20 protein-coding genes and 1 pseudogene are annotated in these 19,647 nt (G+C 57.9%); 12 read left to right on the plus strand and 9 right to left on the minus strand.

What is annotated here, in order from left to right:
- Positions 1-7: 7 nt before the first annotated feature.
- Complete coding sequence (locus tag GJ695_RS02595) at positions 8-820, minus strand: spermine/spermidine synthase domain-containing protein (protein ID WP_154362063.1); 813 nt, start codon at positions 818-820, stop codon at positions 8-10.
- A gap of 104 nt (positions 821-924) precedes the next feature.
- Positions 925-1,440 (minus strand): glycine zipper 2TM domain-containing protein, encoded by a 516-nt coding sequence (locus GJ695_RS02600; RefSeq protein ID WP_154362064.1) that lies wholly within the window; start codon positions 1,438-1,440, stop codon positions 925-927.
- Positions 1,441-1,864: 424 nt separating this feature from the next.
- On the opposite strand from GJ695_RS02600, the gene GJ695_RS02605 reads away from it, so the two are divergent.
- The 5 genes from GJ695_RS02605 to GJ695_RS02625 all read left to right on the plus strand — a co-directional run bounded on the left by GJ695_RS02605 (position 1,865) and on the right by GJ695_RS02625 (position 7,055).
- Positions 1,865-2,254: a barstar family protein gene (locus GJ695_RS02605; protein ID WP_229260312.1), complete on the plus strand. Its 390-nt coding sequence runs from the start codon at positions 1,865-1,867 to the stop codon at positions 2,252-2,254.
- A gap of 123 nt (positions 2,255-2,377) precedes the next feature.
- Positions 2,378-2,989, plus strand: coding sequence for a phosphoribosylglycinamide formyltransferase (purN, locus tag GJ695_RS02610; RefSeq protein ID WP_154362065.1), 612 nt, complete (start codon positions 2,378-2,380; stop codon positions 2,987-2,989).
- A 19-nt stretch (positions 2,990-3,008) separates the two neighbouring features.
- Entirely contained in the window at positions 3,009-4,316 is a 1,308-nt protein-coding gene (locus GJ695_RS02615; protein WP_154362066.1) for an RsmB/NOP family class I SAM-dependent RNA methyltransferase, read from the plus strand.
- Positions 4,317-4,385: 69 nt separating this feature from the next.
- Positions 4,386-5,735, plus strand: coding sequence for a mechanosensitive ion channel family protein (locus GJ695_RS02620; RefSeq protein ID WP_154362067.1), 1,350 nt, complete (start codon positions 4,386-4,388; stop codon positions 5,733-5,735).
- Positions 5,736-5,858: 123 nt separating this feature from the next.
- The gene (locus GJ695_RS02625) at positions 5,859-7,055 is read left to right on the plus strand and encodes a DesA family fatty acid desaturase (RefSeq protein ID WP_154362068.1); all 1,197 of its coding nucleotides are present in this window, start codon (positions 5,859-5,861) and stop codon (positions 7,053-7,055) included.
- 279 nt (positions 7,056-7,334) lie between these two features.
- Here GJ695_RS02625 and rpmG read toward each other — a convergent pair whose 3' ends face one another.
- From rpmG to GJ695_RS02640, 3 genes and pseudogenes are all read right to left on the minus strand, one after another.
- On the minus strand, positions 7,335-7,502 hold the full coding sequence (rpmG, locus tag GJ695_RS02630; RefSeq protein ID WP_005665735.1) for a 50S ribosomal protein L33: 168 nt from the start codon (positions 7,500-7,502) through the stop codon (positions 7,335-7,337).
- Between the two features lie 13 nt (positions 7,503-7,515).
- Positions 7,516-7,752: a 50S ribosomal protein L28 gene (gene rpmB / locus GJ695_RS02635; RefSeq protein ID WP_008451488.1), complete on the minus strand. Its 237-nt coding sequence runs from the start codon at positions 7,750-7,752 to the stop codon at positions 7,516-7,518.
- Between the two features lie 161 nt (positions 7,753-7,913).
- A pseudogene (locus GJ695_RS02640) lies at positions 7,914-8,153 on the minus strand (JAB domain-containing protein); the annotation flags it as partial.
- 150 nt (positions 8,154-8,303) lie between these two features.
- On the opposite strand from GJ695_RS02640, the gene GJ695_RS02645 reads away from it, so the two are divergent.
- Positions 8,304-10,070: a recombinase family protein gene (locus GJ695_RS02645; protein ID WP_166455040.1), complete on the plus strand. Its 1,767-nt coding sequence runs from the start codon at positions 8,304-8,306 to the stop codon at positions 10,068-10,070.
- 173 nt (positions 10,071-10,243) lie between these two features.
- Here the strand turns inward: GJ695_RS02645 and GJ695_RS02650 are convergent, their stop codons facing one another.
- The gene (locus tag GJ695_RS02650; protein WP_208023365.1) at positions 10,244-10,486 is read right to left on the minus strand and encodes a helix-turn-helix domain-containing protein; all 243 of its coding nucleotides are present in this window, start codon (positions 10,484-10,486) and stop codon (positions 10,244-10,246) included.
- A gap of 189 nt (positions 10,487-10,675) precedes the next feature.
- Here GJ695_RS02650 and GJ695_RS02655 point away from each other — a divergent pair, with 189 nt between their 5' ends.
- The 4 genes from GJ695_RS02655 to GJ695_RS02670 all read left to right on the plus strand — a co-directional run bounded on the left by GJ695_RS02655 (position 10,676) and on the right by GJ695_RS02670 (position 12,524).
- A complete protein-coding gene (locus GJ695_RS02655) occupies positions 10,676-11,053 on the plus strand; it encodes a hypothetical protein (protein WP_154362070.1) in 378 nt (125 codons plus the stop codon).
- Between the two features lie 122 nt (positions 11,054-11,175).
- Positions 11,176-11,598, plus strand: coding sequence for a hypothetical protein (locus tag GJ695_RS02660; protein WP_154362071.1), 423 nt, complete (start codon positions 11,176-11,178; stop codon positions 11,596-11,598).
- Positions 11,599-11,605: 7 nt separating this feature from the next.
- Complete coding sequence (locus GJ695_RS02665) at positions 11,606-12,145, plus strand: HAD domain-containing protein (protein WP_154362072.1); 540 nt, start codon at positions 11,606-11,608, stop codon at positions 12,143-12,145.
- A gap of 10 nt (positions 12,146-12,155) precedes the next feature.
- Positions 12,156-12,524 carry a hypothetical protein gene (locus GJ695_RS02670; RefSeq protein WP_154362073.1) on the plus strand — a complete coding sequence of 123 codons (369 nt, stop codon included), beginning with the start codon at positions 12,156-12,158 and terminating at the stop codon, positions 12,522-12,524.
- A gap of 1,220 nt (positions 12,525-13,744) precedes the next feature.
- On the opposite strand, the gene GJ695_RS02675 is transcribed toward GJ695_RS02670, so the two are convergent.
- On the minus strand, positions 13,745-14,434 hold the full coding sequence (locus GJ695_RS02675) for a recombinase family protein (RefSeq protein WP_154362074.1): 690 nt from the start codon (positions 14,432-14,434) through the stop codon (positions 13,745-13,747).
- A gap of 412 nt (positions 14,435-14,846) precedes the next feature.
- On the opposite strand from GJ695_RS02675, the gene GJ695_RS02680 reads away from it, so the two are divergent.
- Complete coding sequence (locus tag GJ695_RS02680; RefSeq protein ID WP_166455039.1) at positions 14,847-15,797, plus strand: replication initiation protein; 951 nt, start codon at positions 14,847-14,849, stop codon at positions 15,795-15,797.
- Positions 15,798-15,992: 195 nt separating this feature from the next.
- Here the strand turns inward: GJ695_RS02680 and GJ695_RS02685 are convergent, their stop codons facing one another.
- On the minus strand, positions 15,993-16,625 hold the full coding sequence (locus tag GJ695_RS02685) for a glutathione S-transferase family protein (protein ID WP_154362076.1): 633 nt from the start codon (positions 16,623-16,625) through the stop codon (positions 15,993-15,995).
- A 226-nt stretch (positions 16,626-16,851) separates the two neighbouring features.
- On the opposite strand from GJ695_RS02685, the gene GJ695_RS02690 reads away from it, so the two are divergent.
- Entirely contained in the window at positions 16,852-18,018 is a 1,167-nt protein-coding gene (locus tag GJ695_RS02690; RefSeq protein WP_154362077.1) for an epoxide hydrolase family protein, read from the plus strand.
- 60 nt (positions 18,019-18,078) lie between these two features.
- Here the strand turns inward: GJ695_RS02690 and GJ695_RS02695 are convergent, their stop codons facing one another.
- A complete protein-coding gene (locus GJ695_RS02695) occupies positions 18,079-19,614 on the minus strand; it encodes an MFS transporter (RefSeq protein ID WP_154362078.1) in 1,536 nt (511 codons plus the stop codon).
- Positions 19,615-19,647: the final 33 nt, after the last annotated feature.

A 19,647-nucleotide genomic window follows, 5' to 3' on the forward strand; every position in this document is an offset into this window, starting at 1 on the left:
AAAGAACTTATTTGGCGGTGATGCCCGCTTTTATCCCGGTGACCCAGGACTTGGCCGGCAGCTTGGTGTCGGCGACGATCTGCGCGGCGCGCGCGGCCAGCGCCGCCGGATCGATGTCGCGCTGGCGCTTGAACGCGATCGCCACCACGTTACCATCATGTACCTGCGGCAGGCAAATCACCTGCGCAAAGGCGAACTTGATCGCCTTCAGATTGCGCGCGTAACTCGGGTGGTCGCCGAACAGGTTGACGGTCATCACGCCGTCGTCGTTCAGGCAGGCGTTGCAGGACTGGTAGAACTCCGGCGTGTCGAGCACCGGGCCGCGCGCGGTGGCGTCGTACAGGTCGACCTGCAGCGCGTCGAGCGTGCCGAGGTTGGCCTTGTCGTTGACGAAGTCGAGGGCGTCCATTTCCTGCACGTGCAGGCGCGCGTCGTTGGGCGGCAGCTTGAACATCGATTCGCAGATGGCGATCACCGACGGATTCAGTTCGATGGCGGCGACCTGCGCCTCGGGGAAGGTGGTGTAGCAGAACTTGGTCAGCGCCGCCGTGCCCAGGCCCAGCTGGGCGATGCGGCGCGGCTGTTCCAGCCACAGCATCCAGGCCATCATCTGCTGCGCATATTCCAGCTCCGGCCAGTTCGGCTTGCGGATGCGCATCGCGCCCTGCACCCACTCGGTGCCGAAATGCAGATAGCGCACGCCATCCTGCTCCGACAGCGTCACCGGCGCATACTTGATCTTGCGGCGGGCGGCCGGCGCCGGCGTGGAAGCAGGGCGCGAGGATTCTTCTTTTTCGATGGATTTACGTTTGATTAACATTGGGAGGATGGGCAAGTGCGCAGCAGGAATGAACCGGCATTATCTGAAAACAACAATGCCGGCGCAAGGCCGGCATTGACGGGGAGCGAAATCAGCGCAATCGCTTAGCGCTGGGCAGGTTCCACCACCACGCGCAGACGGACGCGCTCGCCCGGGTCGTAGGACATCACGCTGGTGTAGTTGCGGCCGCGGTAGTCGTAGGTGACTTCGTAGCCGGCGGTGCGCGATTCCCAGTGGTCGACGGTGCGGCACTGTTTGACGGCTTGTTCCGAGACGCCGCCGCTGTTCGGCGTGTCGGCGTTGTCGACGCGGTCGCCGACCAGCGCGCCGGCGATGGCGCCCGCCGCGGTGGCCACCGAGCGGCCCGAGCCGCCGCCGACCTGGTTACCGGCCAGGCCACCAACCAGGCCGCCGATGATGGCGCCGCCCACGCCGCGCTGTGGCGCCGGCTGCTGGACCTGCACGTACTCGGTGCGGCATTCCTGGCGCGGGCTGTTGACTTGTTGCGTCTGTGGCACGACGCGCACCACGCGGCCGAAATCTTCAAAGTCGGCAGCCTGGGCGAACGGCAGGGCGCCGAGGCACAGGGCGGAAGCGATCAGTTTGGCTTGCAAGTTCATTTGTTACCTCGTTTCGTTCAGGGATGTCTATCAGGGGGATTCTGATATTGCATGATTCGTATCTTAATCCCGCCGGCGGGGCGCGGCTAGTGGCTGACCGGTATCTGTGGCAACAAATTGTAACAGCGGGACAAGGTCGAATTGTGCCGATTTCACCCCTAAATCCCGCAAAAAACTTCTGTTTTTAACAAATATTGCGTTAGATATCATATACGTGTTGATCTGGGAGGAACAACACGTTACCCTAATATGCGTATGGGATTCAGAAACATATTGAATCAACCATGGCCGGCGCCGACCCGTCAGCCATGTTTCGTGGACAGGTGCTCAAATTATTTATTCATTAATTCACAAGTTAGGCACTCCCGACAGCAAAGTGGACACTCCGTACATACCAGGTCAAATTGAGGGAAACGAGAGCCTGTTGGCCAGCGTGCCAGCCAACCTCGTGCAGTCCATCCGCGCCTTCCGCGTCGGTGAACTGCAGGAGGAGGCGGCGCGCCTGGGGCAGCACTTCCTGTATGCGCACTGCATCGCCGGCGCGACCAAGCAGCAGGTGCTGGGCATTATTTCGGAATCGTTCCAGTTTCCCAAAGGGGTGGGCAAGAATTTCGACGGGCTGCGCGCCACGCTGACCGAGACCATGTCCCAGGCCGGCGTACAGACCGGTTTCCTGGTGGTGCTGGAACAATTGCCCAATACCCAGAAATTTGACAAGGAAGCACGGGAAACCCTGCTGGATGTCTTCCGCGACGCGGCCGATTACTGGGCCGACAAAAAAGTGCCGTTCCGGGTGTTTTACTCCTTCGAGTAAGCCCGCCGCCGCTGCCGCCCTGCGTTGGGGCGGCCCTGACACGGCCCGGCATCGCCTGCTGCATCGCAACAATTCTTGCCTTTTAGTGGCCCTGCGATGTGGGACGCGGTACAATGCCGGGTTATGAAAAACATCGTCATCCTGATTTCTGGTCGCGGCAGCAATATGGAAGCGATCGTCCGCGCGCTGCAGTCCGAGCGCTGGCCGGCCCGCATTGCCGCCGTCATCAGTAATCGCGCCGACGCGCCCGGCCTGGCTTTTGCAGCCGGACACGGCATCGCGACGGCCGTGGTGGCCAACAAGGACTACGCCAGCCGCGCCGAATTCGACGCCGCGCTGCAAACCGTGATCGACGGCTTTGCGCCGGATCTGGTGGTGCTGGCCGGCTTCATGCGCATCCTGACCGAGGCGTTCGTCACGCATTATGCGGGCCGCATGCTCAACATCCATCCGTCGCTGCTGCCGCTGTTCCCCGGGCTGGCGACGCATGCGCAGGCGCTGGCCGCCGGCGTGCGGGAGCATGGCGCCACGGTGCATTTCGTAACGGCCGAACTCGACCACGGGCCGATGGTGCTGCAGGCCAGCGTGCCGGTGCAGCCGCAAGACACGGTCGAAACCCTGTCGGCCCGCGTGCTGGAACAGGAGCATGTCATCTACCCGCGCGCGGTGCGCTGGTTTGTGGAAGACAGGCTGACACTGGCGCAGGGCGCGGTCCAGGTGGACCACAGTAAGTAAAAACTAACCAAGGAATTCCATGAGATTGCCTCCAGCGATACTCGCCAACGCCGAAGAAGTGTTGCGCGAGATTTTGCGCTTTGCCGCGCCAGCCGACACCACGTTGTCGCGCTATTTCAAAGACCACCCGCGCCTGGGCGGCCGCGAGCGCGGCGCCATCGCCGAGTCCGTGTACAACGTGCTGCGCAACAAGAACTTCTACACCGACTTCTCGGAAGCCGGCGGCGGCGCCACCATGCGCCGCCTGACCCTGCTGGGCATGGCCGACGCGGTCGGCCTGGACTCGCTGGGCGGCCTGAGCGAAGACGAAGTGGCGTGGGTGCAGCGCATCCTGGAGATCGACCGCAAGCTGATGCACAAGTCGAGCCGCTCCAACATGCCGAAATGGCTGTTCGAGAAACTGGTGGAACAGTACGGCGAAGAAGAGACGCTGGCGCTGGCCGACAGCCTGAACACGCCGGCGCCGCTGGACCTGCGCGTCAACACGCTGAAGGCCAACCGCGACGAAGTGATCGCCAAGCTGGCCGAAGCGCCGATCCGCGCCACGCCGACGCCGTTCGCGCCGCAAGGCCTGCGCGTGCTGCAAAAGCCGCAGCTGCAAAACCTGCCGCTGTTCAAGGACGGCCATATCGAAGTGCAGGACGAGGGCAGCCAGCTGCTGTCGGCCCTGGTCGCGGCCAAGCGCGGCGAGATGGTGGTGGACTTCTGCGCCGGCGCCGGCGGCAAGACGCTGTCGCTGGGTGCGATCATGCGCAACACCGGCCGCCTGTACGCCTTCGACGTCTCCGAGAAGCGCCTGACCAAGCTGAAACCGCGCCTGGCGCGCAGCGGCCTGTCGAACGTGCACCCGGTGGTGATCGCGCACGAGCGCGACGCCAAGATCAAGCGCCTGGCCGGCAAGATCGACCGCGTGCTGGTCGATGCGCCATGCTCGGGCCTGGGCACTTTGCGCCGCAATCCGGACGTCAAATGGCGCCAGAAGCCGGAAGCCATCGCCGAACTGCAAGTCAAGCAGGCCGCGATCCTGGACGGCGCGGCGCGCCTGGTCAAGGGCGGCGGCCGCCTGGTCTACGCCACCTGCTCGGTGCTGGAAGACGAGAACGACTTCATCGCCAAGCAGTTCCTGGACACCCATCCGGACTTCGAGCTGGTGCCGATGAGCAAAGCACTGGCTGAACAGAAGATCGACCTGGAAATGGGCGACTACCTGAAGCTGCTGCCGCACAAGCACCAGACCGACGGCTTCTTCGCCGCGGTCTTCGAGCGCAAGCAGATGGCCAAGAAGGTCAAGGAAGACGTCGACGCAGTCGAAGCAGTCGACGAGTAATTCAGCAGGCCGGGTCTCCCGGCCTGTTTTACGTTAATCTACGCATCTCCCTATTCAGCCACGTCCGCAATGTCCCAACAACAGCCCCTGCTCAACCTGATCGAAGACCTCACCGGCGACCTGCACGAGCCCAGCCTGCTGTGGCAGCTGGCCGCCATCATCATTTCGGTGATTCTGGGATTCGGCCTGGCGCGGCTGCTGCGCAAGCGCTTCGGCCGCCAGCGCCACGAGGAACGTCAGGGCGGCGTGCTGGGTTTCGGCGTGGAGAGCTTTGGCCGCGTGATGGCGCCGCTGGCCGTGATCGGCCTGCTGGCCCTGTCGCGCGTGATCCTGGCGCAGTACCACTACACGCACGTCAACTGGATCAAGGTGGCGATGCCGATCTTCGGTTCGCTGGCGGTGATACGCTTCACCTTCTACCTGCTGCGCCGCGTGTTCGCGCGCAACGGCCGCACCATCAGTCCGGGCATGCTGGCGTTCGAGAAGATCTTCCAGCTGCTGGTGTGGCTGGCCTTCGTGCTGTACATCACCGGCCTGTGGGACGATGTGTTCTTCTTCATGGATCACACCACGCTGCCGATCGGTAAATACCGGGTATCGCTGGCCGACATCCTGCAGGCCTCGGCGTCGGTGGCGGTGCTGCTGATGCTGGCGCTGTGGGCCGGCGCCGCGCTGGAAGAATGGCTGATGAAAATGCCGGGCATGCACACCAACCTGCGGGTGGTGCTGTCGCGCACGGCGCGCGCGGTGCTGATCCTGGTGGCTGTGCTGATGAGCCTGTCGCTGGTGGGCATCGACCTGACCGTGCTGTCGGTGTTCGGCGGCGCGCTGGGTGTCGGCCTGGGCCTGGGCTTGCAGAAGATCGCCAGTAATTATGTGTCCGGCTTCGTCATCCTGCTGGACCGCAGCCTGACCATCGGCGACATGATCACGGTCGATAAATACAGCGGCAAGGTCACGCAGATCAACACCCGCTACACGGTGCTGCAAGGCCTGGACGGCATGGAATCGATCGTGCCGAACGAGATGCTGGTGTCGGGCGCGGTGCAGAATTCCTCGCTGTCGAGCAGCCTGGTGAATATTTCGACCAAGGTGTCGGTGGCGTATGACACCGATGTCGATTTCGTCATCCAGCTGCTGACCGATGCGGCGGCGACGGTCGAGCGCGTGCTGAAGGACAAGCCGCCCTCGACCACGCTGACCAGCTTTGGCGCCGACGGCCTGGACCTGACGGTCAGCTTCTGGATCAACGATCCGCAGAACGGCCGCAGCGGTGTGACGTCCGACGTCAACCGCGCAATCTGGCGCGCGCTCAAGGAAAACAATATCTCTGTCCCATTCCCGCAACGGGAGATGCGCATTCTCGGCCCGGTGCCGGCCCCTCTGGCGGAGCAGGAAAGCACGACCGTGCCTAAGTAATAGTCAATGATTGAGGGCAAAGCTTCCTCAAATCAGCACTGATTCATCGTACAATGTCGTCCAAAAGTCGGAACCGGCGGGCGACGCACGCCTGTAAAAAATACAATCTTGGTTGGAGTAGTAATGGATTTATACGCAGTACTGGATTTCCTGTCGAATGGCATCACCCGCCTGAGTGGCTGGGAAGTGTTCTTTTACACGATGGTGGTCACCCACATCACCATTGCTTCCGTAACGATTTACCTGCACCGCTGCCAGGCGCACCGCGCGCTGGACCTGCATCCGCTCGTCAGTCACTTCTTCCGCTTCTGGCTGTGGCTGACCACCGGCCAGGTGACCAAGGAGTGGGCGTCGATCCACCGCAAGCACCACGCCAAGTGCGACACCGAGGAAGATCCGCACAGCCCGGTGACCCGCGGCATCAAGAAAGTGTTCTGGGAAGGCGCCGAGCTGTACCGCGCTGAATCGAAGAACAAAGAAACCATGGACAAGTACGGCCATGGCACGCCGGATGACTGGATGGAACGCAACGTCTACACGCGCCATAGCGCGGCCGGCGTGGTGGCGCTGTTGATTGTCAATTTCGCACTGTTCGGCGTGATCGGGATTACCGTGTGGGCGGTGCAGATGATGTGGATACCGGTGACGGCGGCCGGCATCATCAACGGCATCGGCCACTACTGGGGCTACCGCAACTACGATTGCGCCGACGCGGCCACCAACATCATCCCGTTCGGCCTGCTGATCGGCGGCGAAGAGCTGCACAACAACCACCACACGTTTGCGACCTCGGCCAAGCTGTCGTCCAAGTGGTACGAGTTCGACATCGGCTGGGGCTACATCCGTGCGCTGGAAATGGTGGGCCTGGCCAAGGTGAAGAAGCTGGCGCCGGAGCCGAAGTTCGCCAAGGACAAGCTGGAAGCCGACTTCGAGACGCTGCAATCGGTGATCGCCAACCGTTACGATGTGATGGCCAAGTACGCCAAATCGATCAAGCACGCGTGGAAAGAAGAGCTGGAGCACCTGAAAGACAAGGCCCAGCTGGAAGCGCGCTTCCTGAAATCGTCGCGCAAGCTGATGCAGCGCGAGCCGGGCAAGCTGGAGGCGCCGCAGCAGCAGCAGCTGGTGGAACTGTTCCAGCACAGCAAGGCGCTGGAAACCATGCACAATATGCGCGTGGAGCTGGGCGTGATCTGGGAGCGTTCGCACTTCACCCGTGACGACCTGCTGCACAAGCTGCAGGACTGGTGCAACCGCGCGGAAGCGTCGGGCATCAAGTCCCTGCAAGACTTCTCGCTGCGCCTGCGCAGCTACGCATAAGAAAATGGCCCCTCGGGGCCATTTTTTTTGCGGGTGAAAGCGGTCGAACAAAGATAACGCATCCCCGGCATCGCCCGCAGCACCCCCAAACGAAAGGGTCTGACCCCGTACGGGGTCAGACCCTGGCCGCAGCGGTGTGCGGGTTGGGGGAGTGCCGCAGGCAGTCACGGCGCGTTCCCTGATTGCATGGTGCACGTCAAAAGCATACTCTGCCGGAACCCGTCCACCCAATAAAAAAGCCACTCGATGAGTGGCTTTTTCGCAGAAGCAAAGACCGAATTACTTGATCTTGGTTTCTTTGTAGATCACGTGCTTGCGTGCTTTAGGATCAAACTTGGTGATCTCCATTTTTGCAGGCATCGTGCGCTTGTTTTTGGTCGTGGTGTAGAAGTGACCAGTACCAGCGGTCGATTCCAGCTTGATTTTGTCGCGGCCAGTTTTTGCCATGATAGCTCCCTATTTAGACTTTTTCGCCACGGGCGCGCATGTCGGCCAGGACGGCATCGATGCCGACCTTGTCGATTACGCGCAGACCAGCGTTGGACAGACGCAGGGAGACCCAGCGGTTTTCAGATTCAACAAAAATACGACGGTTCTGCAGGTTAGGCAGGAAACGACGTTTGGTTTTGTTGTTTGCGTGGGAAACATTGTTGCCGACCATCGGCTTCTTCCCAGTAACTTGGCAAACACGTGCCATAACGCACTCCTTAAAAGACATTCCACAATTGGAAAAACGAGAGTATATCCAAAAACAGCAGGTTTTTCAATCACTTACGAAAAACAATTGTGTCTTGATATTGTGGATTTATTTAACAATTGTGAATCCGCTCGTAAACCCTTGAGCGCATAGGGGTAAACCTACAGTTGTCCATGCTCGGCAAACGAGTGAACCTTATGCCCGGCCACCACAAAATGGTCGAGGATGCGGATATCGACCAGCGCCAGCGCCTGCATCAGCGCCCGCGTCAGCAGCAGGTCGGACTCGCTGGGATCGGGCGTGCCGGACGGGTGGTTATGGGCCAGCATCACACTGGCCGCGTTGCGCGCCAGCGCCTCCTTGACCACCTCCCGTGGATACACCGAGGTATGCCTCTCCGTACACTAACTGCGAAATAAACCTCTCCCGAAAATCTCCCTGTGACTACCGGCAGTTTTTACAAAGTTGTCCCACCTTGTGGGGCATTGGAACGGTTTATGGGCACTGGGTCACTCTATACCCCGGTATCTACAACAACTTTCGCACAGCACATGAATAACTCCCTGAACCAATACGTGGAAAAAAATAAGATCGAGAAGTCCGAGCTTCGGGTCTTCAGCTACGGTCGCTTCTCCAACCTCAAACAGGCCAAAGGCACCAGTCTCGCCCGGCAGCATGAGAGCGCTAAAGCCTGGTGTGAGGAGAACGGGGTCAAACTTGATGAGAGCGTAAAGTTCGAGGATAAAGGGAAGTCAGCGTTTTCGGGAAAGAACGCCGAAAGCGGTGAGCTTGCAGTGATAATGAAAATGCTCGCGTCGGGTGAAATCGCCCCAGGATCGATCTTGCTCGTTGAAGCGTTCGACCGTCTTACTCGCATGGATATTCAGCAGGGTATGGCCCTGATGATGTCCCTCATCAATGGGGGCCTAATGATCGTGACGCTCATTGATGACAATCTCTGGAACAAAGAGACCTTGCGCGACCTTCCTAAGTTCATGATGAGCGTGATGAACCTCTATCGTGGCCATGAGGAGTCAAAAACTAAATCGGATCGTTTGCAAGATACCTTCCGTCTCCATCGTGAAAAAGGAACTACGCAGGCATTCGGAACGGCGCCCGGGTGGCTGCATCGTGATTCTAAGCTTCATCCATGGGAAGTGGATGAAGAGAAGGCTGAAGTGGTACGCCGTGTGTTTGAGCTCTCGGCGGCAGGCCTGGGTTCTAAGGCTATTGCAGGTAAGGCGACTGAGGAAAAGTGGCCGGTCCCGATGCGGCTTAATCGCACCGAGGGGCGTTGGCACGCCCAAATGGCAGGGCAAATTTTGAAAAATCGTGCTGTTATTGGGGAGCATCAGCACCGGATTTCGACCTACGAAGCACGCGCACAGTACTGGCGAGGCCTGGAAGTAGGGGAACCAATAAAAGACTATTATCCTCCCATCATCTCGGAAGAGTTGTGGTTGGCTGCTCGCGCGTCTATCAGAACGAGGTCCGTCGCAAAGCGACGCGATACGCACTATTACAACGTGTGGTCCGGGCTCTTATATTGCGGTTGCTGCGGCGCTCCAATTCAGCGAAAGAACGAGACAACGGGGCATAGCCGCGCGCAACTCACTTGCGCAGATCGACTCACTGGTGCCACCCAATGCCGTACGATGGCCGCCTCAAATTTTGATGCAACTATGTTGCAAGCGATCTACGAGCACGATCACGAAAGTTTCGCCGGTCAGGCGGCCAGGCGGCACGGCGATGAACTTGGTGCCCTTGAGGTAGAGATCGACGAGAAGAGAAAGCAGATTGACCGAATTGCGGACGCGATAGCCTCAGGAGGCGGCTTGAAGGCGTTTGTCGATAAGGCAGAGCGGCTTGAGAATGAGGCGGCCGAGCTCAAGCGTCGTTGGGCCCAGCTAAAAGAAGATGATGCGGTTCGAGAGGAGGGTATCTTGGACGAAACGTTCGTTGAGGAATCCATGAGTTACCTTTACGTTTCGCATAACGAAGAGGCTAGGCAGAAGCGAGCGCATCTCAATCTCCGACTCCTTAGGGTCGTCGAAACGATTTGGGTCTTTGGTTACGACTGCGCTTTCATCAAATTTAACAACAGTGATGAGATCAAAGCAGTGCCCTTGCCAGCAAAGCGACTTCCTTCGCGGGCAAAAGAACATGTGTCGCGGGACACGTGGGTTGAGCCTCCAAAACCTGTGTGGGACAACCATTTTGCGAACGGCATCGTACTACCTGAACCTCGAAAGCAAAAGCCCGCAGGGTGGCAGCCGAGCACGGTATCGCCCGCTCTTTACCACGACGAAGCAAGGTAACCGGCAGGCTTTTCCTCATGCTGAAAGCGGGAATAGGGTGTTGGGTGCTTGTTCACTTAGTGGCCGTTCCGCTCGCTTACGAGGGTGGGCTTGTCGTCCGATTATGGCGTTAGAACCATGAGAGGTACCGGTGGCGGGAAAGTTCAAGTGTGAGGCCCAGTTACCTCATGGCTCTAAGATTTGGACTCTGCGGCCGTTAAAAACGCCTCCGCCTCTGACACCAGTTCTGCGGCAGAGCAGTTCAATGCTCGCGCGAGCTTCAACATGGTTTGGAACGTGGCCTGCTTATGGCCGTTTTCCATCCAACTGATGAACACTCGCTCAAGCCCGGCTTCCAAGGCAAGGTTCTCTTGAGTCATGCCGGCAGCTAGACGCCGCGCGCGAATGGCCTTTCCGAATCCAGCTGCTGGTTCCACACACTCTCCTTGATGAAAGGTGAGCCTATGTAAGACCAGTAGCCAAGTCTTTATACTATGGTATACAATTGTGTTGGTTGCTGAGTGGCAATTTTGTGTGGTGATCGATAGTCCTAACGACCTGTCGATGGTAGAGCTTTCACCAGACCGATATAGCTTGGCAAACGACCATACAAATTAAAGGCACATATGGCACATTTCGAAATTGATATTAGTGAATTCGATCCCTTCGCCCGGGCGGTGTTGGCCGCTGCTTTGGCACATGCACGAGCGCACCGTGGGACGCATTCGCATAGCCTGCTGCTGGAGGATTTCTATCGATTGGCCGGCCTTAGCGGCGAAGTTTATGTTGTCAATTTTATGGGCGCAGTTGCGGATGCGATGAAGGCGACGGTTTTGTCGCCCGATTACGAGGCAGAGACTCTCCGTGGTTGGTACGTCTTCGAAAGCATTTCAGTTACCAGAACCAGGTTTGACTTCGCGATAAATGCGATTGCGTTGGACGCGAGCGAGTTTCCTCTAAATCGCGATGAGGTGAGGCAGATGCTTGTAGGGGCTCAGCAATAAGACTCGGACTAGCCCCGGTCGTTTCAACGGAAAGGCGAGCAGGGCCTGCCGAAATGCATTCAATGAAATGTTAGCGCTCGTTGCGAGCGCGATTAACTTAACCGGAAATAGAAATAACCCAGATGAAGACTTTAACTTTTATCACCTTGCTGGTTCTATCATTTTCAGCTTCAGCTTGCCGCTTCGAAACTGCCGACGGTAGCATTGTGCGAGAGGTTGTTCAGTCAAAGGGGGGTTACCCTATCACTGAAAAGCAATGTTTACTTTTAAATAAGAGTGGACTTGCGCTGTCAGTCGAGGGAGCGGCTTCTGTTTTACGCGGAGTTTCCGTTGGTTGGGCGAAAGTCAGCGTGATCGATCTAAAGACCCATGTAACGTCCAATATTTGGCGAGCATCGACGCAAGTGAATGCGAGCGATGCTAGTCAAGATACAGCGGATGGCTTGCTGTACGAGGCTGTTCGTAACTCAATAGGTGGATTCGAATTCGAGGCAGCGATTGCTGAGGTTAACGGATTCCGAGCTAAAGCAAAATCCACTCGATAGGTGCCAAATGACGGCGGTAGGTGGCAGGCCCGATACCGCAGACCACGGATACGTGGTTTACCTGGATTTTGATGGTGTGCTGCACGACGATGATGTTGTCTGGTCGCGTCGAGCTGGCATTCACATGCGCACACCAGGTCGATTTCTATTTGAATGGTCACCGATCTTAGAAGCGCTCCTGCTACCTCATCCAGAAGTTAAGATCGTCCTTTCTACCAGTTGGGTCCGTGTAAAAAGTTTCGATTTTGCGAAGAAGCAGCTGAGTCCGGCGCTACAAAGCCGTGTCGTTGGTGCGACGTTCCACCGACGGCAAATGAGTAAGTTTGAATTCGACAATCAATCCCGCGGCGCGCAGATTTTCTCAGACGTGCGGCGCCGGTGTCCAACTAGTTGGATAGCTATCGATAACGATGATGATGCATGGCCGGCACATTGTCGCCAGCATTTGATAAAGACCGCTGATCGTTTTGGGCTGAGCGATCCTGAAGTTCAAGCCGCGATCCGGGAACGCCTTGCGGCGCTTGCAACTCTGTCCGAAGTCCTATGAGAGGCAAGAGATGTCCGAACAAAGCGAGCGTGAAAATGTTCCTGCTGACTTTCCTGGAGCGCAGATACTTGGTGCAGTCTCCGGTGCCGCCCCAAAGCTTCTCCTGGTCCGCACTGCATCCGGCGGACTCGCGACGCCAACTCAATCTTCAGAAGAACGGGCGAATCGTTGGCGGAAATGCGAGGTGTTGGCCGGTAAGGTGGCGCGAGCAGCGATGCGCAGTAAAGCCGAAAAATGCTCGCACATGAGCGAGGAAGCCATTTTGGCGCTGTATTTGCCGATTATGCAAACGAAGTTCAACGCTCGTTACGATGAGTCAGTTTGGATAGTACGGAAAGCCGCGTCAATCCTCTCCTGGCCTTTGCCAAAGTCAATGTAGCATGTGGCGGTAGTGCGTATTGCGATGTGGGTTGGTACTATCAAGGCAAAGCGCACGACGGCGCTGCTCGGCGACTCGCGATCTGCTAGCACTTGCCTGTAGAGTCCAGACCGCTTTGCTTTCGAAGCTCCGTTGCGGCCATAGCGCCAAACCCCATAACGCACTCGGCCGCCTTGGAAGGCAATGCTCCTTCCATCGGACTTCGCCTGGCCGTAACGCATACATTGTTCGATCCCTCATCGAAAATTGGCGAGCCTCCAGAGCGTTTCAAAGTCGTGCCCACCCCTACCCATTGCCCGCGCCTCGTAAAGCCTGTCAGGAGCCCACCAGGGCCGCTGAAGCGGCAACCAGTGACAGCCGGGGTATCGGTTTGCGCGAACTTGCGTAAGATCAGGCACTTTAGAAGCATGTACGCCTGGGAGTCGCCTTCGTGCCGCAGCCCGCACGGCGAAGTGTATGGTGAGCGCAGCACCGATGCGATCACCCGCGCAACTCAAGGGAAATCCGCGCCAAGGCCTTCGGCCGAAGGCGCCTCGGCGCCTAGCGCTAGCTCCGCACCCACTCAAGGCTGCGCACCGTTGATGGCGCCGCAAGAGTCGTCTGCGCAGCAAAGTGTCGACCGCGGCAGCTAGCCCAGTCGCCAGGCGGCGGGAGCGCGAAGCGCGGGCGGCCATCTCGTCTCAATAGGAGTCAAAAAATGCGCCTAGCCTATTCCCCGCCCGTGGCGTCAGCGTTCAAAGAGTTAGCGTACTTTCGACAGACCACAGAGCCAGGAAAAGTTGATCGCTTAGATTGAGAGTTTCTTAGGGTTTCTAAGAAACCTAAGAAACCTAAAGGTCTCTGGCTTATGCTACACGCTCTCTGGCTTATGGTACACGGCTTCTGGCTTTTGCTACACGGCGTCTGGCTTATGCTACACGCTTATCGAGTCGATGCAGGTCGCTCTCTGGCTTTTGCTACACGGGCGCTTACATACCTTTGCTCGATGACTTTGACCACTGGCTGCGCATCGCGCTCGCAAAAGTGTCGTGCCAGTCAAACACTGCGGCGGCGAATTTTTACGCGCTTGGTCTGTGGCCGGGACTGCGTCATCTAGATCGACAACTCAGCAGTTGAAAGTGCCCTGTGTGGTTGTGCCGTCAACTGGTGCAGCTAACAGTTCGCCTCCGCACCAGGTGGGGTGAGCGCCACATACATCTACTGGTAGATGGGCGCAGCCATCACGCCGCGAGTTCCATCGCTTTCGCCTCGCGAGTTGATTTCAAGAGCCGCGAAACCGTGGACTGATGCCAAGTGCGGCCCAGCGCTGTCCTGGTGCCACGGTCGTTTAGCTCTGCGGCGATTTCGGTCATAGACATTCCTTGGCTCCGCATCTGTTCGATGGATAGCGAGAGCTTTGCATGAAAGGCTGCAGCCTTGGCCGCGTTCGTGGCTTGACCCTTAAGCTGGGCTTCACCTAAGTTGGTACGGTTCCCCAGAACGACCCCCTTGGCCTTGAGACTAGCGAGCGCTGCTTTGGTTCGCGAGCCAATTAGTCGCCGCTCTTTTTCACTCAAAGCAGCATACAAGTGCAGAATGAACGGGTCCGTGTCCACACCAAGTTCGGCAACCACGAACGGCACACCGCGTGACATTAAGCCCGAAATAAAGGCGACGTCACGGGAGAGGCGGTCGAGTTTGGCTACGAGAACAGGGCAGCGTAGCCTCTTCGCTTTCGCGAGTGCTTGCTTCAAACCTGCTCGATCTTCAATGCCAAGCTTGCCGGAGGCAACCTCCGTCACCGTCTCGACGATGTCGAACCCTTCCACTGCTGCAAATTGTTCAATCGCGCGCTGCTGCGCATCCAGGCCAAGCCCGCTCTTTCCTTGTTCAGAAGTGGACACTCGAAGATAAACGACGGCAGGTTTCATGGTTTGAGAGCTGTTGTTAATAATTATGCGACCATTATACGAACGTTTAATGGCTGCATAATAGTTAATTTTTCTATTTTTCTGTTTCGACTGCCAGCACAGGCGTGAGAGCCATACACCGTATAGAACTAAAATTCAATTAATCTGGCTCCGCGATAAGGTCGATGATGGAATGGATATACGTTGGCTTAGGATAGATAACAGCTATGAATCCGATAGTTAAATTAAATCAACAAAATGGCGTAGGTTTTGGCCGTAACCTGGCAAGACTTCCCTATATCCATTTAAGGCACTTGTTAGTGCTGACCGGATTCATCTTGGAATTTACCCGCGCCGTACGCAGCGCGAGGACAGACTGTGAAAACCAGAGGGAATATTTTTGCTGCATGCGGCACGCTATTTGGAGCGTGCCTTGGCTTCTGCCGCCCTTACTGCGCTCGTACATGCGCAGGCCCCATTTCGACCTTATTGTGCTTTCACGAAGCACGGCGTTCGTGTTTTACCGCAAAAAGTCGCTCTTGAAGCGCCCTATTTACAGCTAGACCCCCCAACCCATCGTTCATGGCTGGTGCTCGATGTAGACCGTCCTAGAGCTTCAATGGAATGGGAGCGAGCTGATTTGCCGGTCCCAACCTTCATTGCGGTTGACCGCGAGAATACGCGCGCTCATCTGGGCTATGCGCTGTCTTCGCCGGTATGCACAACCGACGCTGCTCGGATTGCGCCTATGCGATATTTAGCTGCTGTGGAGTACGCATATACCGCAAAAATTCGCGCGGATTTTGCGTTTAGCGGCCCCGTGTCGAAAAATCCCCTGCATCCCCACTGGCGAGTTTGGGAGCCTGCAAATGCGCCGGTGTACGAACTGAGTTTTCTTGCGGAGTTCGTCGATCTCCCCAACAGATTGCCGCCCAGGCAGGCTGGCGTCGGTCGCAATTGCGAGCTCTTTGATCAACTACGTATTTGGGCGTATTCCTCCGTCCGCGACTTCTGGTGTCCAGGAGGACAAGGTGCATGGCAAGAGGCGGTGCATCGACAAGCTGACACCTTCAATACGTTCGCCAAGCCTTTAGGAGTGTCGGAGATTAGGGGACTTGCTCGTAGTGTGTCTCGTTATGTTTGGCGCCGCTTTACTCCTTCGGGATTTCGACAGGTGCAAGCTGAACGCGGCCGGCTTGGAGGGAGGGCTTCCGGGGCAGCTCGACTTGCCGCGAACGAGGATAAGCGCAGCAGCGCTGTGTTGATGGCGGCAGGCGGAATGAGCGTGCGTGCAATCGCCAAGGAGCTGGACGTAGGCAAGTCTACTGTAGCACGCTGGGTGTCCCACGAAGCCATGTCAGGTAACAGCGCTGATGGTGACTGAAAAGCTAGAGCTCGCTGAAAGGGCAGGGCGCCTATCCGACCACGGACGGCGAAATCGAGAAAAGTGTTCTGCGTGCAGGGCATTGGTGTCGCTGGGGATAATTCCAGTGTCGAACCCAAAATGCTCACGATCTCGCCAGGGACAGTTCAATGCCAGAACTGCCGATGGCGATGGGGATAGCTTTATCGTTGATGGTTAAGCGGCTTTGCGCTTGTCATGGAGCGCCACGACTTCAGCTTCATCTGCCAGCGCCTTGATAACGGATGGACGGGCTTCGACCCGGGCTTTGAACGCCATCAGGTGCTTCAGATGGCCGATCTCCGCGCCCGAGCGTTCGTGCCAGAAGGTGGCCCACACATAGGCATCTGCTACAGTGAACAGGTCGCCGGTCAGGTACAGGCGGCCGTCGGCCAGACGCTGGTCCAGCGTGGTGTAAGCGGTGACCAGTTTGTCACGCGTCCAGGCTGCGCCTTGTTCGGTCAACAGCTTGCGCATCAGCGGGATGTGCTTCTGCGCGATTTCGGTAGCAACGAACGTCAGCAACTGCTCGTGCTCTACGCGTTCAAACGTGCCGTGTTGTGGAATCAGGCCGGATTCAGGGTGCTGGTCGGCCAAGTAGGCGCTAACGACCACGGTCTCCGTCAGGATTTTGTCGTTGACGGCGAGCGCGGGCACATAGCCCAGGGGATTCACTTCTGCGAAGTTGTCACCGTTCGAGGTGGACTTGCCGAATACATCGAAGTGGATCAGTTCAGCATCTTTGCCGAGTTCGTTCAGTACAGCTTGAACAGCCAGGGAGCAGGTAGCGTTTGCGATATACAGTTTCATGATTTTCCTCTTGGGTTGGTTGATGTGTGTACTTTACTGACTACGAAGAAGGAAATAAACGCACCATTTGACGACAGATAGTCGCTACTGGGGCGACAATAAAACTGTGGTTATACGGGCGACAGTGCGTCGCCGCTGGCCGCCTTTATGCAGGCAACATGCATCCGTATATTTCCATGCTGTCCAGGTCGCTCCCGTGAACCTGGGCGTTTAATGGAGAATCTACATGTCAGTTGCAAGCACCCAATCGTCAGACGCGGCAGCCATCGTCCCGTTTGTCATCGATATCCCTCAGGCTGAATTGGATGAGCTGCGCCAGCGTCTCGACCATACCCGCTGGCCAGAACAGGAAACCGTCGCCGATCTTTCTCAAGGAGCGCAATTGGCGCGCGTGAAGAAATTGGTCGATTACTGGAGCAGTGAATACGACTGGCGCCAGGTCGAGGCGCGCCTAAACAACTATCCGCAGTTCAAAACCGAGATCGACGGCCTCGGCATCCACTTCATGCACATCCGTTCGCCGCACCAGAATGCCTTGCCGATGGTGATGACCCACGGCTGGCCGGGATCGATTGTGGAGTTCCTGGACGTCATCGATCCACTGGTCGATCCAACCCAGTACGGAGGGACAGCCGACCAAGCGTTCCACGTCGTGATCCCGTCGATTCCAGGCTTTGGCTTTAGCGACAAACCCGATGCAAAAGGCTGGAACCGCAACCGCATAGGCAAGGCCTGGGACACGCTGATGAAAAGGCTGGGCTACCAACGCTACGTGGCGCAAGGCGGCGATTGGGGCAGTGTTGTAACGACGGAAATGGGCCGCATCCAGCTGGATGGCTTGGCGGCGATTCACGTCAACCTGCCGTTCGTGGCGCAACTGCCATTCCCTGATAATCCGACAGCGGAAGAGCAAATCGCGATTGACCAGTGTGTGTTGTTTGCAGAAGATGGCTCGTTCTACCATCACCTGCAGACCACGCGGCCTCAAACCATCGGCTATGCGCTGGCGGACTCGCCGGTCGGCCAGGCGGCTTGGATTTACGAGAAGCTTGGCGCATGGAGCGATAACCAGGATGGGCCTGAACAGGTGTTCAGCTACGACCAGATGCTGAACAACATCATGTTCTACTGGCTCACTAACAGCGGCGCTTCATCTGCCCGCATGTACGCCGAACACCCCGGTCTGAACTTCGGCGCTGTGCCGGTCGACATCCCGGTCGCGGTCAGCGTCTTCCCGCGCGAGATTTACACGCCGCCACGCAGCTGGGCTGAACGCACGTATTCGCAGATGATCTACTGGAATCGGCCAGAAAAGGGTGGCCATTTCGCGGCGTTTGAGCAGCCGGCGACGTTTGTGAGTGAACTGCGGGCGGCATTCGCGTCAATCAGATAAGACATGCATAACGTAAAAGGGGCGCTTTTCAGCGCCCCTTTTATTATCTCATTTACGATCTCATTTTCCCGGCGCGCCGGCTTTGCCCAAGAAGCCGAACGCGGCAACAGCTGCCAACAGCGTCACGCCGGTCAGTACATGCACCAGCACCTGAAACGCATCGCCATAAGCACCAGCCAGTGCATATTGGGTCAGCTGCGGCATGGTGGCTGCGGCGCCGGCGATGTCACCTGTCGCAATCTGCTGCGACACCTGTGAAATCTGGGCAGCAGAAGCGCCAGTGCCGGAAGACAGCAGTTTCGTCAGGCTGGCGTGTGCCAATGCTGCCATCACAGCGCTGACAATCGCCAGCGTTACACCCTCGCCAGCCACCCGCGCCGTGTTGAAAATACCTGTGGCCATGCCTGCGCGGTCTTTTGGCACCACGCCCACTGCCAGCCCGTCCATCAGGCCCCATGGCATGCCGGCGCCCACGCCGATCAGCAGCATTGGCAGAATCAGGTCCAGCTTTGGAGCACCGACGCCGGCATGTCCCAGCCACTGCAGACCGGCCGCGGCAATAACAAAGCCAACACCCGAAAGAACGCCAGGCGAAACCCAGCGTGTCAGCGAGGCGACAGTTGTCGGCACAATCAGCAGCGGTGCCGACAAGGCCACCATCATCCAGCCAGCCTCCATCTCGCTCATCGCTTCCACGCCGATGAAGCGCAACGGCAGGATAATTACCAGCACGATATAGCAGTAGCAGGTACCAATCGGTAGCAACTGCACGCCGACGAAACGAGCATAACGGAACAACGACAGGTCCAGCATCGGGCGTTCGGCGCGTGATTCAACGGCGATGAAGATCAGCAGCAGCAAAGCAGACGCCATCAGTACGCCAACCACCAGCGGACTGCTCCAGCCGCTTTCCGGCGCCTGGATCACGCCGAAGGTGAACAATGCCAGCGTGCCGCTGAAGGTGATGGTACCTGGCCAATCCAGGCCTTGCGCAGATGGATCATGGGTTTCACGCATGCGTGTTAGCGCAAAGGCCAGAGCCACGGCGCCAATCGCCGCGGTCGTCAGGAAAATTGAACGCCAGCCGAACATGTCAATCAGCGCACCGGCGATGAGTGGGCCGAATGCCAGACCCAGTCCAAACGTCGTACCCAGCATGCTGAACGCGCGCGTCAACGCATGGCCTTCAAATTCCTGCGCCAGCGCCGCCGAGCCGCTGGCCAGCGCTGCTGCCGCCGCAATTCCTTGCACCGCGCGCAGCGCATCCAGCCATTCGACGGATGGGGCAAAAGCCAGCATCAGCGATAAGAGGCTGAATAATGCCATGCCACCAATGAACAGGCGCTTGCGGCCGAACTGATCCGCCAGCGCGCCGGCAGCGAGCAGCAAGCTGCCAAAGCTCAGCATGAAGGCGTTGGTGATCCACGTCAGTGCGACAGGACTGCCGCCCAGTTCGCGGCCGATAGCTGGTGTCGCCACCGCACCGCCGGAAAAGCTCAGCGGCAGAACCAGCGCCGCCATACAGATGCTCAACAGGATGAGCAATTTCCCACCGGCGGGCTCACCGGGGGAATGTTTTATTGTTTTGGTTTTCATGATTAGGTCTTGATAAGAGGAGAATCCAGTTGC

It is taken from the genome of Duganella alba (assembly GCF_009674495.1).
Classification (GTDB): domain Bacteria; phylum Pseudomonadota; class Gammaproteobacteria; order Burkholderiales; family Burkholderiaceae_D; genus Rugamonas; species Rugamonas alba.

Bases quoted from the DNA above. Each gene is read 5' to 3' on its own strand.
- GJ695_RS02620 (WP_154362067.1), top strand. From the start codon at position 4,386: ATGTCCCAACAACAGCCCCTGCTCAACCTGATCGAAGACCTCACCGGC.
- GJ695_RS02600 (WP_154362064.1), bottom strand. From the start codon at position 1,440: ATGAACTTGCAAGCCAAACTGATCGCTTCCGCCCTGTGCCTCGGCGCC.
- GJ695_RS02615 (WP_154362066.1), top strand. From the start codon at position 3,009: ATGAGATTGCCTCCAGCGATACTCGCCAACGCCGAAGAAGTGTTGCGC.
- GJ695_RS02660 (WP_154362071.1), top strand. From the start codon at position 11,176: ATGAAGACTTTAACTTTTATCACCTTGCTGGTTCTATCATTTTCAGCT.
- GJ695_RS02665 (WP_154362072.1), top strand. From the start codon at position 11,606: ATGACGGCGGTAGGTGGCAGGCCCGATACCGCAGACCACGGATACGTG.
- GJ695_RS02645 (WP_166455040.1), top strand. From the start codon at position 8,304: ATGAATAACTCCCTGAACCAATACGTGGAAAAAAATAAGATCGAGAAG.
- purN (WP_154362065.1), top strand. From the start codon at position 2,378: ATGAAAAACATCGTCATCCTGATTTCTGGTCGCGGCAGCAATATGGAA.
- GJ695_RS02675 (WP_154362074.1), bottom strand. From the start codon at position 14,434: ATGAAACCTGCCGTCGTTTATCTTCGAGTGTCCACTTCTGAACAAGGA.
- GJ695_RS02685 (WP_154362076.1), bottom strand. From the start codon at position 16,625: ATGAAACTGTATATCGCAAACGCTACCTGCTCCCTGGCTGTTCAAGCT.
- rpmB (WP_008451488.1), bottom strand. From the start codon at position 7,752: ATGGCACGTGTTTGCCAAGTTACTGGGAAGAAGCCGATGGTCGGCAAC.
- rpmG (WP_005665735.1), bottom strand. From the start codon at position 7,502: ATGGCAAAAACTGGCCGCGACAAAATCAAGCTGGAATCGACCGCTGGT.
- GJ695_RS02695 (WP_154362078.1), bottom strand. From the start codon at position 19,614: ATGAAAACCAAAACAATAAAACATTCCCCCGGTGAGCCCGCCGGTGGG.
- GJ695_RS02670 (WP_154362073.1), top strand. From the start codon at position 12,156: ATGTCCGAACAAAGCGAGCGTGAAAATGTTCCTGCTGACTTTCCTGGA.
- GJ695_RS02625 (WP_154362068.1), top strand. From the start codon at position 5,859: ATGGATTTATACGCAGTACTGGATTTCCTGTCGAATGGCATCACCCGC.
- GJ695_RS02655 (WP_154362070.1), top strand. From the start codon at position 10,676: ATGGCACATTTCGAAATTGATATTAGTGAATTCGATCCCTTCGCCCGG.
- GJ695_RS02690 (WP_154362077.1), top strand. From the start codon at position 16,852: ATGTCAGTTGCAAGCACCCAATCGTCAGACGCGGCAGCCATCGTCCCG.
- GJ695_RS02595 (WP_154362063.1), bottom strand. From the start codon at position 820: ATGTTAATCAAACGTAAATCCATCGAAAAAGAAGAATCCTCGCGCCCT.